The 12,994-nt window shown below is 49.4% G+C and carries 11 protein-coding genes; 7 read left to right on the plus strand and 4 right to left on the minus strand.

The features are described 5' to 3' along the window. Positions 1-153 precede the first annotated feature (153 nt). The 7 genes from nirB (at position 154) to RSC70_RS04360 (ending at position 9,351) form a co-directional block, all read left to right on the plus strand. A complete protein-coding gene (nirB, locus tag RSC70_RS04330; RefSeq protein WP_043489549.1) occupies positions 154-2,706 on the plus strand; it encodes a nitrite reductase large subunit NirB in 2,553 nt (850 codons plus the stop codon). Continuing rightward, positions 2,703-3,035 carry a nitrite reductase small subunit NirD gene (gene nirD, locus RSC70_RS04335; protein ID WP_025799268.1) on the plus strand — a complete coding sequence of 111 codons (333 nt, stop codon included), beginning with the start codon at positions 2,703-2,705 and terminating at the stop codon, positions 3,033-3,035. The genes nirB and nirD overlap by 4 nt, the downstream gene beginning before the upstream one ends. A 195-nt stretch (positions 3,036-3,230) precedes the next feature. Continuing rightward, on the plus strand, positions 3,231-4,034 hold the full coding sequence (nirC, locus tag RSC70_RS04340) for a nitrite transporter NirC (protein WP_332541810.1): 804 nt from the start codon (positions 3,231-3,233) through the stop codon (positions 4,032-4,034). 73 nt (positions 4,035-4,107) lie between these two features. Next, on the plus strand, positions 4,108-5,490 hold the full coding sequence (gene cysG, locus RSC70_RS04345; protein ID WP_332541811.1) for a siroheme synthase CysG: 1,383 nt from the start codon (positions 4,108-4,110) through the stop codon (positions 5,488-5,490). Between the two features lie 223 nt (positions 5,491-5,713). Continuing rightward, complete coding sequence (locus RSC70_RS04350; protein WP_332541812.1) at positions 5,714-7,036, plus strand: collagen-like triple helix repeat-containing protein; 1,323 nt, start codon at positions 5,714-5,716, stop codon at positions 7,034-7,036. Positions 7,037-7,140: 104 nt separating this feature from the next. Further along, positions 7,141-8,862: a ShlB/FhaC/HecB family hemolysin secretion/activation protein gene (locus RSC70_RS04355; protein ID WP_332541813.1), complete on the plus strand. Its 1,722-nt coding sequence runs from the start codon at positions 7,141-7,143 to the stop codon at positions 8,860-8,862. Positions 8,863-9,177: 315 nt separating this feature from the next. Further along, on the plus strand, positions 9,178-9,351 hold the full coding sequence (locus RSC70_RS04360) for a YhfL family protein (protein WP_071892161.1): 174 nt from the start codon (positions 9,178-9,180) through the stop codon (positions 9,349-9,351). Between the two features lie 260 nt (positions 9,352-9,611). Here the strand turns inward: RSC70_RS04360 and trpS are convergent, their stop codons facing one another. From trpS to dam, 4 genes are read right to left on the minus strand one after another with little or no spacing between them, the layout of a single operon-like run. Next, the gene (gene trpS / locus RSC70_RS04365) at positions 9,612-10,616 is read right to left on the minus strand and encodes a tryptophan--tRNA ligase (protein WP_040046997.1); all 1,005 of its coding nucleotides are present in this window, start codon (positions 10,614-10,616) and stop codon (positions 9,612-9,614) included. A gap of 19 nt (positions 10,617-10,635) precedes the next feature. Then, on the minus strand, positions 10,636-11,352 hold the full coding sequence (locus tag RSC70_RS04370; RefSeq protein WP_130933904.1) for a phosphoglycolate phosphatase: 717 nt from the start codon (positions 11,350-11,352) through the stop codon (positions 10,636-10,638). Continuing rightward, entirely contained in the window at positions 11,345-12,022 is a 678-nt protein-coding gene (gene rpe / locus RSC70_RS04375; RefSeq protein ID WP_025799279.1) for a ribulose-phosphate 3-epimerase, read from the minus strand. The genes RSC70_RS04370 and rpe overlap by 8 nt, the downstream gene beginning before the upstream one ends. A 39-nt stretch (positions 12,023-12,061) precedes the next feature. After that, positions 12,062-12,874 (minus strand): adenine-specific DNA-methyltransferase, encoded by an 813-nt coding sequence (gene dam / locus RSC70_RS04380; protein WP_040046999.1) that lies wholly within the window; start codon positions 12,872-12,874, stop codon positions 12,062-12,064. Positions 12,875-12,994: the final 120 nt, after the last annotated feature.

The following is a 12,994-nucleotide window of genomic DNA, read 5'->3' on the forward strand; positions in this document are numbered from 1 at the left end:
CTAAAGTTGCGAAAAATCCACAACTTAACAAAATATCAATGAAATCAGTCAACTACCACCTTAGAGGTATATGAGGGTCAAATTGATTTACATCAATAAATACAAACTACGGAGGATTATGGTAGGCGTAGGATTTTAAAATTTGAGGCAAAAATGAGCAAAATTAGACTCGCCATTATCGGTAACGGGATGGTCGGCCACCGCTTCATCGAAGAACTATTAGAAAAGGCTGAACCGAATCAATTTGAGATTACCGTTTTCTGTGAAGAGCCTCGTGTCGCCTACGACCGAGTTCATCTTTCTTCCTACTTCTCACATCACACCGCCGAAGAGCTGTCGCTCGTTCGAGAAGGCTTCTACCAAAAGCACAACGTCACCGTGCTGGTCGGTGAACGTGCGATTACGATCAATCGCAGTGAGAAAATTATCTATTCCAACTCTGGCCGTACTATTCAGTACGACAAGCTGATTATGGCAACCGGATCATACCCGTGGATCCCGCCAATTAAAGGCAGCGAAGGCCAGGATTGCTTTGTTTATCGTACCATCGAAGATCTTAACGCCATTGAAGCCTGTGCACGCCGTAGCAAACGCGGCGCCGTGGTCGGCGGCGGTCTCCTCGGCTTAGAAGCCGCTGGTGCGCTGAAAAATCTGGGCGTGGAAACTCACGTTATCGAATTTGCGCCTGTATTAATGGCTGAGCAGCTCGACCCGATGGGCGGCCAGCAACTGCGTGAAAAAATCGAGCGTATGGGCGTGCGCGTTCATACCAGCAAAAATACCCAAGAAATTATCCATTCCGGCAGCGAAGCGCGTAAAACCATGCGCTTTGCCGATGGCACCGAGCTTGAAATCGACTTCATCGTTTTCTCAACCGGTATCCGCCCGCAGGATAAACTCGCACACCAATGTGGATTAGCCACCGCGCGTCGCGGCGGGATCGTGATTAACGATCAGTGCCAAACCTCCGATCCTGACGTGTACGCGATCGGCGAATGCGCATCATGGAACGACCGTACTTTCGGCTTGGTCGCTCCTGGCTACAAAATGGCTCAGGTCACCGTTGACCACCTACTTGGCAACGAAAATGGCTTCCACGGCGCAGATATGAGCGCCAAGTTGAAACTGTTGGGCGTAGACGTCGGCGGCATCGGTGATGCACACGGCCGCACCGAAGGCGCTCGCAGCTACGTTTATCTTGATGAAAGCCAAGAAATCTACAAACGCATTATCGTCAGTGCAGACAACAAACGCCTGCTCGGCGCGGTGTTAGTGGGCGATACCAGCGATTATGGCAATCTGCTTCAGCTCACGCTCAACGATATTGAACTGCCAGAACACCCAGACAGCCTGATCCTGCCTGCGCACGCGGGCAAAGGTAAACCGGCGATCGGCGTGGAATCATTGCCAGAAACGGCGCAAATCTGCTCCTGCTTTGACGTCAGCAAAGGCGACATTATCAAGGCGGTCAACGCAGGCTGTCATACCGTTGCAGCGATTAAATCGGCAACGAAAGCCGGTACCGGCTGCGGTGGTTGTATTCCACTCGTGACTCAGGTGCTCAACGCCGAATTGGCTAAGCAAGGTATTGAAGTCAATAACCACCTATGCGAACACTTTGCCTATTCACGCCAAGAGCTGTATCACCTCATCCGCGTAGAAGAGATTAAATCCTTCAACGAGCTGCTGGAAAAATACGGCAAAGGCTACGGCTGTGAAGTGTGTAAACCAACGGTCGGTTCTCTGCTGGCTTCATGCTGGAACGACTACATTCTGCAACCGGAGCTCACCCCGCTGCAGGACACCAATGACAACTTCCTTGCCAACATTCAGAAAGACGGCACCTACTCGGTGATCCCTCGTTCTGCTGGTGGTGAAATCACCCCAGAAGGCCTGCTGGCCATCGGCCAGATCGCACGCGAATACAATCTGTATACCAAAATCACCGGTTCACAGCGTATCGGTATGTTTGGTGCACAGAAAGACGATTTACCTGCTATCTGGAGCAAACTGATTGAAGCGGGCTTTGAAACCGGTCATGCCTATGCCAAAGCACTGCGCATGGCAAAAACCTGCGTCGGCAGCACATGGTGCCGTTACGGCGTAGGCGACAGCGTTGGCTTCGGCGTGGAATTGGAAAACCGCTACAAAGGCATTCGTACACCGCACAAAATGAAATTCGGTGTCTCCGGCTGTACGCGTGAATGTTCAGAAGCACAGGGCAAAGACGTGGGTATTATCGCCACCGAAAATGGCTGGAACCTCTACGTATGTGGTAACGGCGGGATGAAACCGCGCCATGGTGATTTATTGGCTGCCGATCTCGATCGCGAAACGCTGATCAAATACCTCGATCGTTTCATGATGTTCTACATCCGTACCGGCGATAAATTACAGCGTACGTCTGTTTGGTTAGAAAGCTTGGAAGGCGGTATCGACTACCTGCGTTCTGTCATCATCAACGATAAACTCGGGATGAATGCGTTGCTGGAGCAAGAAATTGCCCGCCTGCGCGAAAAAGTGATCTGCGAATGGACTGAAACCGTGAACACCCCTGAGGCGCAGGTACGCTTCGCTCACTTCATCAACAGCGATCAACGTGACCCTAACGTTCAGATTGTGTCTGAACGCGCCCAGCATCGTCCTGCACGCCCAGACGAGCGTATTCCTGTCACCCTGATCGCAACCGAGGAGGCTAACGCATGAGCCAGTGGATTAATGTTTGCCCGTTAAACGATATTCTACCCGGCACCGGCGTGTGCGCTTTGGTGGGCACTCATCAGGTGGCGGTATTCCGTCCTTACCAAGATGAGCAGGTTTTTGCCATCTCCAATATCGATCCCTTTGCCGGTTCAAGCGTGCTGTCTCGCGGCCTGATTGCTGAACATCAGGGCGAACTGTGGGTTGCTAGCCCGCTGAAAAAACAGCATTTCCGCTTGGTCGATGGGCTTTGCCTCGAAGATGAAGCCCATTCCGTACCGCATTTTGCAACCCGTCTGGTTGACGGGTTTGTGCAGGTACGTTCGGCGGATTAATTATCGCAAGATCCCCCTCCTAACCTCCCCCCTCTCGGGGGGAGGGACTGACGGTGCTATACCGAAACATAAATACTTGCCCTCTCTGACACAGATGAGGACAGGTAAACGGTGCGCAGCGTTTTTCCCTGCAAAGGGGAGATTAAGGGGATCAGCCAAGAATTCGTTTTTAAACCTTAAATCATGGAAGCCAGTATGTTTACCGACACCATCAATAAATGCGCAACCAATGCAGCACGTATTGTTCGCCTGAACAAAGATAACCCGTTTGGATTTTGGATTAGCTCTGCGATGGCGGGGGCTTATGTTGGCCTCGGCATCATCCTGATCTTCACGCTCGGCAATATGGTTGAACCGGCACTGCGTCCTCTGCTTATGGGCGCAACGTTTGGTATCGCCTTAACGCTGGTGATCATTGCCGGTTCTGAGCTGTTTACCGGCCACACCATGTTCCTGACGCTGGGTGTGAAAGCCGGCACCATTAGCGGAGGCCAGTGGTTAGCCATTCTGCCGCAAACATGGTTGGGCAATCTGATCGGTTCAATCTTCGTCGCCGTTTTATATTATTACGGTGGCGGAAATTTATTGCCTGTAGATAGCAGCTTAGTGCACACCGCCGCACTAGCGAAAACCACGGCACCTGCTGCCGTGCTGTTCTTCAAAGGGGCGCTGTGTAACTGGCTGGTCTGTTTAGCGATTTGGATGGCGCTGCGCACTGAAGGTGCAGGCAAATTCTTGGCCATTTGGTGGTGCTTGCTCGCATTTATTGCCTCTGGCTACGAGCACTCGGTTGCCAACATGACCCTTTTTGCCCTATCTTGGCTCGGCAACCACAGCGAATCCTTTACCCTGAGCGGTATCGGCCATAATCTGCTGTGGGTAACTCTGGGTAATACATTATCCGGTGCGGTCTTTATGGGCCTTGGCTACTGGTATGCAACGCCGCGCACACAGCGCCCGGTAACGGAAGCCACAGCACAAAAAAATCAGACTGCTTAATGATTTTATGGCGCATCGCTCAGGCGGTGCGCTATTTTTTGCCGAAGCAAATTTCCGTAGTGAGGATTGTTGGATGGACTATTTACCGATTTTTTGCCAACTGCAGCAAAAAGCCTGCCTGCTCGTCGGCGGTGGCGAAGTCGCTGAACGCAAAGCACGACTGCTGATGGATGCAGGCGCAGATATCATGGTTAACGCCAAAGAGTTCACCCCACAATTTGATCTATGGGCACAAGATGGCAAGCTAAAACAGGCACATGGCGAATTTTCTCCCGCTTTGCTCGAAGGTGTTTGGCTGGTTATTGCTGCAACCGATGATGAGAACGTTAACGATCTTGTTTATCAGCAAGCCAGCGAACGTCAGATCTTCTGCAACGTGGTTGATGCGCCTAAACGCGCCAGTTTTATCATGCCCTCTATTATCGACCGCTCCCCGCTGATGGTCGCGGTTTCTTCAGGCGGTAAATCGCCGGTGCTTGCTCGCCTGCTACGTGAAAAGCTTGAAGCTATTTTGCCTCAGCATTTAGGCCAGCTAGCTCGCTTAGCCGGTGACCTACGCCAGCAGGTGAAAGATAAATTCTCAACGATTACGCTACGCAGGCGTTTTTGGGAACGTCTGTTCGCCCACGATCGTCTCGCTCAGTCTTTAGCAAACCAAGACGCAGAGATGGTTGATAAGCATCTCACCGATCTATTTGAACAGCCATTGGAGCAGCGTGGCGAAGTGGTTCTGGTTGGCGCAGGGCCAGGAGATGCAGGGCTACTGACACTGAAAGGCTTGCAGCAGATCCAACAAGCTGACGTGGTGGTTTATGACCGTCTGGTCTCTGACGACATCATGAATTTAGTCCGCCGTGACGCTGAACGCATTTTCGTTGGCAAACGCGCAGGCTTCCATTGCGTGCCTCAGGATGAAATCAACCAAATCCTGCTGCGCAACGCTCGCAATGGCAAACGCGTGGTGCGCTTAAAAGGTGGCGATCCCTTTATTTTTGGTCGCGGTGGCGAAGAGCTGGAAGTGCTAGCAGATGACAGCATTGCCTTCTCCGTTGTCCCTGGGATTACGGCAGCGTCCGGCTGCTCAGCCTACAGCGGCATTCCACTCACCCACCGCGATTACGCTCAAAGCGTACGCTTGGTCACGGGTCATGCCAAAAAAGATACCTCGCTCGATTGGGCAAATTTAGCGGCTGAAAAACAAACCTTAGTGTTTTATATGGGATTGAACCAAGCCGCTGAAATCCAGACACAGTTAATCAAGCACGGAATGAGTGAGTCCATGCCTATTGCCTTGGTGGAAAACGGTACGTCGGTGCAGCAAAAAGTAGTCACCGGAGAACTTGCTGCTTTAGGCGAACTGGCACAACAGGTCGAAAGCCCGAGCTTGATTATCGTTGGTGCCGTCGTTTCACTACGCGATAAACTCAATTGGTTTAGTGGGATAACTAATAAATAAATCTTAATTATTGTCAGATAATTGGATTAATACCTCCGCAAAACCTCGCATCCAAATAAAGCCTTGAGAGCAGCAAGCTCAAGGCTTCACATCAATTAAAAACTAAAAATTCATATTATTCATCACAGAAGAAAATAAAGTATTCCTTCACATGGCGCTGGATAATTCTAACTCTTACACTTGAATTACGCCGCTTTGGCGTTTTCATCTGCGGAGTCATCCTATGAGCCAGAAAACTTTTGGCCGCCTAAGTACCATTGGGGTGGCAATAATTTTAGCGCTGTCGCTTGCTGCCTGTAGTGGCGGCGGCGGTGGTTCGCACAATACGGCAAAAAATGGTTCTCCCGGCACCGTTGGCGGTGGGTCTGATGGCGGCGGAGGTTCTGGTGGTGGAACCGGCGGGGGTTCTGGTGGCGGAACCAGCGGAGGTTCTGGTGGTGGAACCGGCGGAGGTTCTGGTGGTGGAACCGGCGGAGGTTCTGGTGGTGGAACCGGCGGAGGTTCTGGTGGTGGAACCGGCGGAGGTTCTGGTGGTGGAACCGGCGGAGGCTCTGGTGGCGGAACCGGCGGGGGCTCTGGTGGCGGAACCGGCGGGGGCTCATCCTCACAAACAGCAGCGGCTAATATTATCAAAGATACTGGCGGTGCTCTCAACGGCGTAGGTAGCCAGATTAGTTCGCTGGGTACTCAGCTTCCTCTTCCCACCAATAACCCAGTGACATCTACGGTACAGATAGTCACCAGCACCGGTGGCGGCGCTGTCTCCAATATAGGTTCTGGTTTACAAAACGGGCTCGGTAACAGCTCAAATGCCAACGGATTAGGAACAACCGTCGCAGGTGTCACGAAAGCTACCGGTAACGTCGGATCAGGTGTTACGGGCATTGGCAACAATGTCAGTGCATTAGGTGGTAACACACCGCTCAATGGTGTGACACAAACCGCAGGTGGCTTAGTAAGCGGAACCGGAGGCCTCGTCACCAATGTCAGTAACGGGTTAACTACCAGCGTACAAACGGGAGCCCTTTCCGACACAACTACCGGCGTAACTAGTGTGGTAAATCCTGTTCTTTCTCAGACTCAAACCGTAACGCAGACCGTCGGTGGAGCCACTGGACTTGGCACACCGGTGAATGGACTCCTCACCAGTGTTGGAAACGGTGTCAGCGGCGCTGGCTCACAGCTGAGCACCAGTGTCCCTGCCTTAAATGGTGCTGGCCAAGCAGTAACAAGCGTGGGCAATGCGGTGACCGATAGCGGTGGGTTAGTGAAGCCAGCGACTTCTGGCAGTAGCGCTGGTGGCCTTGGTTCGATCACGGCAGGTTTAGGCGCTGGAGTTTCTGCAACAACGCCTGCTGGCAGCGCTGGCTTAGGTGGCGGATTAATCACCACCGTAAGCGGTATAACCTCTGGAGTAACGAGCGTCACTGGGGCTGGGGCTGGGGCTGGGGTTTCGACAACAGGAGCATCTGGTGCGACAAGCAATAACGGCTCTAGTGGATTATTGGGTGGAGTCTCTGGATTGCTCACACCTAAGAATAAATAACATATCAAGTTATTATGGCGATCCCGTAGGTTTATTGCCAAGCGGTCCGGGATCGCCAATTTGCTCGTTGAGTTTCTTTGATTTTTCTTCATAAGGAACCCGCTATGAAATTAAAAACTCTGGCCGTTGTGCTCTCTGGTATGACGATTGGCAGCAGCTTTGCGGAAATACTTCCTGCTTTTATCGATCCTAATAATCCAACAAAACTAGCAACTCAGGCAGGAAAACCGCTCCCTCAGCCTTCAAAGGTCGATGTTCCCAAAGTATCCTCCCCTTCAAACAATATCCCTACGCTCACACCGAATACGCTTATTGATGTGAGGCATATTGTTTTTATTGGTGGAACCCGCTATCCGTTACAGGAATTGATTCAGCCCTATACAGGGGTTATTGGTCAGAAAGTGCCCTTAAGTACCCTTATCACCATCACCAACACCATAACCCAGAGATATCAAAAAGACGGCTATGTTCTTTCCTATGCCTATCTTCCCGCTGATAATTTTCACAACGGTAACGTGCAGGTTGGTTTGGTCGAAGGCTATATTGCTAATACAAGAATCCAAAGCGATAACGCAGCCGTTGGCGGCTGGCTGACAAAACTGTCAAAACGCATCATGGAAGAGAAGCCGCTCACACAGAAAACCTTTGAGCGCTATAGCATTTTGATGTCGAGAACCCCTGATACCAAAGTCACCGCCAGCGCCGCGCCGCCCAATAACATCTTTGGCGCAGCAGAAATGGTGGTTGACGCGAAGCACCCACGCAACTGGGATGTCAATACCACATTCGACTCACGTAAAGGCGAAAGCCTCGCTTTCGTGAACGCCACGTTCAGCGGATTTAGCAACTATGGCGAACAACTTGCCGTTTCGACATTAGTCCCACTCGATAAAAGTACCCGCAAAAGCCTGCTAGGGTTGAACTACCAGCAATATGTCAACGACAGCGGGCTACTTATGCAGATTAAAGGGAGCTTTGTTCAACAAAATCCTGACGACTACACCACGATTCTTACAACAAGCAACGGTATTTCTCTTGATGCTAAAGAGAAACAGACCCAGTACAACGGAGGCGTCGCATTCAGTTATCCATTGATGCTAACTCGTCAACAGCAATGGACTGTGAATGGCGAACTCGACTATCTCGACAAACGCTACGACTACAAACTGCGGGTCAGAAATGCGACCCAGCAGGCTGCCTTGCCCGATGCCAATTTCCATACACGCTATCCAGCGGCAGAGTTTTCCCTCAATGGCTATCGTGAATATACCCAGTCCTATTGGAGTACACGATTTGGTATACGACAAGGCATTAACGACTTCGGCGCAACCAATACCAATTCCCCCGCAGACCTATCATTTACGAGCTATAGATGGAATGGAGAAGCGGCTTACCTGTTTGATAAAAAGTGGCGCTTAAGCACTTCGCTTGAAGGTGATTGGACAGATAATACGCTACCTGAACCAGAGCGAGTCTCATTTGGCGCGCAGCGCTATGGCCGAGGCTATCCAGATGGCGAAGCCAGCGGCGATTATGGCTATGGGGGACAAATAGAAATGCGCTATCTGCATAATAGAGAACAGGGGGAATGGCTAAAGACCGTGCAACCTTATGTGTTGATGGATACGGCACATACCCAGTTTAACCAAAGCGGCCTGCCCACTCAGAACCTTGCCTCCTATGCCGTTGGTGTCATGTTGGGTGATAGCAAGCATTACTCATTAACCTTTGAAGGTGCACGTCCGATTGCTGACCTCCCCAGCGATAGCAATCGCCGAGATTGGCGTTTTAGCGCCACCTTTACCTATAACTTCAGAAATGACTAAACGTTATTGATAGCTGAAGTTAAATTAATAATTTTAGACTAATTAAAAGTATACCTCCTCTATATTCAGGGAGGTATATTAACAACCTAATACATGTCAGCCTATAAATAGCATCATATTTATAACACATTGGGCTTACTTAAATCAGCCTTCATGAATTAGTGATAGATAAATTCATTAACTAACTTGTCAGTATATTCTTTATAACCTATAGTGCAGCCGATCTATTTCAAGACCTAGTTTATATTTATTATTCTCATCCCGATGGAATATATTTAAAAACTATAAATACGCATTTAAGATAAGGAATATCTAATGAACAAGCTGATTAAAATTGCTATTGTTGCTGCAGTTCTCTCAACGCTAACCGCATGTAGCGGGCACATTGATAACAAAGAAAAAAACTGTAGCTATGACTACTGGTTCACCCCTGCCCTTTCTATTTCTAAAATGATCGGCGGCTGTGGCCCAGTGGAAAAACAACCATAGAATTATTTGGTTGAATGAGCAGTTCAGAGATTAATATATTTATGCTTGTCAGTTTATTACTGATGAGCATAAATAATATGAAGTTACGCCGCCTATTTTTATTGTTTATTCCCTTTCCTATTTCAATCCAAATAAACAAGAATAAATTTCTTAATACTATAAATTCATATTTCAATAAATAGAAAGATTATGGGATTATTGGAAATAAAAAACCCGCTATCGATAAGCGGGTTTATGCATTATGGCATAGCTGTCACACCTTACGGCTGAGCGACAAAACCAATAGCATCGTAGACTTTTTTCACCGTTTCTTGTGCACGCGCACGCGCTTTCTGAGCCCCGTCACGCATGACCTGCTGCAAGAAAGCCTCATCATTACGGAAACGGTTATAACGCTCCTGCAATTCAGTCAGCATTTCAGAAACTGCTTCGGCAACGGCACCTTTTAAATGGCCGTACATCTTGCCTTCAAACTCTTGTTCCAATTCTGGGATAGTTTTACCCGTGACGCCAGCGAGTATATCCAGCAGGTTTGAAACACCGGCTTTGTTCACGACGTCATAACGCACTACTGCTGGCTCATCAGAATCAGTTACCGCACGTTTGATCTTCTTAATAACAGACTTAGGATCTTCCAGTAAACCGATGACGTTATTGCGGTTATCATCCGATTTGGACATCTTTTTGGTCGGTTCTAACAAAGACATCACGCGAGCACCGGACTTAGGAATAAACGGCTCTGGCACTTTAAAGATATCACCATACAGCGCGTTGAAACGTGCTGCCACATCACGGCTCAGTTCCAGATGCTGCTTCTGATCTTCACCCACCGGTACCTGAGTGGTTTGGTACAGCAAGATATCCGCCGCCATCAGTACAGGATAATCGAACAATCCCGCATTGATATTCTCAGCATAGCGCGCCGATTTATCTTTGAACTGGGTCATGCGGCTCAGTTCACCAAAGTAGGTGTAGCAGTTAAGCACCCAGCCGAGCTGAGTATGTTCAGGAACATGAGACTGAACAAAGATGGTGCTTTTCTCTGGATCGATACCACAGGCCAGATACAGTGCCAGCGTATCCAAGGTCGCTTTACGCAGTTGCTGAGCATCTTGACGCACGGTAATCGCGTGCTGATCGACGATGCAATAAATGCAATCGTATTCATCCTGCATCTGCACCCACTGGCGCAGAGCACCCATGTAGTTACCAATGGTCAGTTCACCAGATGGCTGTGCGCCACTGAAAACGATGGGCTTACTCATGTCACAGTTCCTATACGTCTTAGCTTAAAGGGGGCAGCCCGATCAGGGGCAACAAGTCAGAAAATTGGTTTAGCACACAGCTTGGCTCACTACGTTCGATGGGCTCACCGTAGTTATAGCCATAGGTCATCCCCACCGATGGACACCCAGCAGCATGCGCGGCCTGAATGTCGTTACGAGAATCACCGACAAACAGCAATTCACTCGCCAGTACGCCAGTTTTAGCCAGTACCAGATATAACGGGGCGGGATGGGGTTTTTTCTTCACCACGTCATCACCACCCACGATATGAGTGAAATAACCATCGATGCCGAGGGAGATCAGCAGTGGTCGCACAAACGGCGTAGGCTTATTGGTAATAAGAGCTAGCAAATAGCCATGACGAGATAACGAAGCAAGCGTTTGTGCCACTTCAGGGTAAAGCTGACTGCCGGTTTCAACCGTGCTGGCATAATAAAAATCAAATGCGGCTCGGGTACGCTGACACAGTGCATCGGTTGGTTCTTGATCCGCCCAAACTAAGGCGCGATTCACCAGCATATCTGCGCCGTTTCCGATCCAGTTCTTTACACGCTCCAATCCTGGAATAGGCAGCCCTAATTCCTTCATGGCTTTGTCCATCGCAGCCGCTAGGCCCGAAGCACTATCCACCAGCGTGCCATCCAAATCGAAAGCAATCGCCTGAATGCCTTCAAAACGTTTGGTTATGAACTGGGTAGAGCCGGAGCTACTCATTACACGCCTTGGCAATTTCGCCACGCATCTGAGTGATAATCTGTTCGTAATCTGGATGGCCAAAGATCGCGGAGCCAGCAACAAACATGTCTGCACCAGCGGCAGCAATGGCACCAATATTATCGACCTTCACACCGCCATCGACTTCTAAACGAATATCGCGGCCGCTGGCATCGATAAGCTTACGTACCTGACGCAGTTTATCCAACGTCGCAGGGATAAACGACTGACCACCGAAGCCGGGGTTTACTGACATCAGCAGGATCACATCCACTTTATCCATTACGTATTCAAGATAGCTCAGCGATGTCGCAGGGTTGAACACCAAACCAGCTTTGCAGCCCAAGGATTTAATCAGCTGCAATGAGCGATCAACGTGCTCAGAGGCTTCAGGATGGAAAGAGATAATGCTAGCGCCTGCCTCAGCAAAGTCAGGAATGATGCGATCGACTGGCTTCACCATCAAGTGCACATCAATAGGCGCAGTAATACCGTAGTCGCGCAGTGCCTTACACACCATCGGGCCGATGGTTAAATTCGGGACATAATGATTATCCATTACGTCAAAATGAACAACGTCAGCGCCTGATGCCAAAACTTTGGCAGTATCTTCCCCCAAACGGGCAAAGTCTGCAGACAAAATCGACGGGGCAATTAAATACTGTTTCATCCGTTTCTCCATGTGCTCGGTTCAGACACTGTGCAAATTTCAGGAATACAGCGCCAGCAATTCGTCTACTTTGTTACGTCCACCGACTTTGCTGCTAATCGTTCGACGTGCGCTCACAACAAACAGATCGGCCTGTGCATACCAGTGGCGTGTCAGTTCGGTATCATGATTGGAGATCAGTACCGGGATCTTATGCTGCAACGATAAATTTGATGCCACTTCAGCGAGCTTTAATTGATCTGTCATGCTGAAACTGTTGGTGTGATAAGCCGTAAAATTCGCGGTTGCAGACAGTGGAGCATAAGGCGGATCACAATACACCACCGTTCCATCCACCGCTTGGCTCATCGACTGCGTGTAGTGTTCACAGACAAAAGTCGCTTTCTGCGCTTTCTGCGCAAACCAATACAATTCAGCTTCAGGGAAATAGGGTTTCTTGTAGCGACCAAACGGTACATTGAATTCACCACGAGAGTTATAGCGGCATAATCCGTTATAACAATGGCGGTTCAAGTACAGGAACAACACCGCTCTACGGTATGGATCCTGGCTCTGATTAAACTCAGACCGCAGAGCATAAAACATTTCAGATTGATTAAACTCTCCGCTAAACATCACTTTAGCGTCACGTACGAAGTTATCAGGCTGAGTTTTAACGATGTTGTACAGACTGATCAGGTCAGCGTTAATATCCGCTAACAGGTATTCCTCATAATCCGTATTCAAAAATACGGAACCGGCCCCAACAAAGGGCTCGATCAACCGCTTTCCGGCAGGCAAATATCGACGAATTTCGTCTACCAGTGGATACTTTCCACCAGCCCATTTTAAAAAAGCGCGGTTTTTCTTCATGCCGTCAGTAAGCTACTTTTACAATTCAAATCGGCGGATCAAACACTGTTCTAGACAGCACATCAGCGCGCATTTATACCGTTCTTATTCGCAGCTGCGAAGACCAAAATGGACTCGCAG

Origin of the sequence: Hafnia sp. (assembly GCF_036648275.1) — a bacterium.
GTDB lineage: Bacteria > Pseudomonadota > Gammaproteobacteria > Enterobacterales > Enterobacteriaceae > Hafnia > Hafnia alvei.

What these genes read in the sequence shown, in the direction of transcription:
- RSC70_RS04370 (WP_130933904.1), bottom strand. Translation starts at nt 11,352, where the DNA reads ATGAGTAGCTCCGGCTCTACCCAGTTCATAACCAAACGTTTTGAAGGC.
- RSC70_RS04360 (WP_071892161.1), top strand. Translation starts at nt 9,178, where the DNA reads ATGAACAAGCTGATTAAAATTGCTATTGTTGCTGCAGTTCTCTCAACG.
- trpS (WP_040046997.1), bottom strand. Translation starts at nt 10,616, where the DNA reads ATGAGTAAGCCCATCGTTTTCAGTGGCGCACAGCCATCTGGTGAACTG.
- RSC70_RS04355 (WP_332541813.1), top strand. Translation starts at nt 7,141, where the DNA reads ATGAAATTAAAAACTCTGGCCGTTGTGCTCTCTGGTATGACGATTGGC.
- RSC70_RS04350 (WP_332541812.1), top strand. Translation starts at nt 5,714, where the DNA reads ATGAGCCAGAAAACTTTTGGCCGCCTAAGTACCATTGGGGTGGCAATA.
- nirB (WP_043489549.1), top strand. Translation starts at nt 154, where the DNA reads ATGAGCAAAATTAGACTCGCCATTATCGGTAACGGGATGGTCGGCCAC.
- dam (WP_040046999.1), bottom strand. Translation starts at nt 12,874, where the DNA reads ATGAAGAAAAACCGCGCTTTTTTAAAATGGGCTGGTGGAAAGTATCCA.
- nirC (WP_332541810.1), top strand. Translation starts at nt 3,231, where the DNA reads ATGTTTACCGACACCATCAATAAATGCGCAACCAATGCAGCACGTATT.
- cysG (WP_332541811.1), top strand. Translation starts at nt 4,108, where the DNA reads ATGGACTATTTACCGATTTTTTGCCAACTGCAGCAAAAAGCCTGCCTG.
- nirD (WP_025799268.1), top strand. Translation starts at nt 2,703, where the DNA reads ATGAGCCAGTGGATTAATGTTTGCCCGTTAAACGATATTCTACCCGGC.
- rpe (WP_025799279.1), bottom strand. Translation starts at nt 12,022, where the DNA reads ATGAAACAGTATTTAATTGCCCCGTCGATTTTGTCTGCAGACTTTGCC.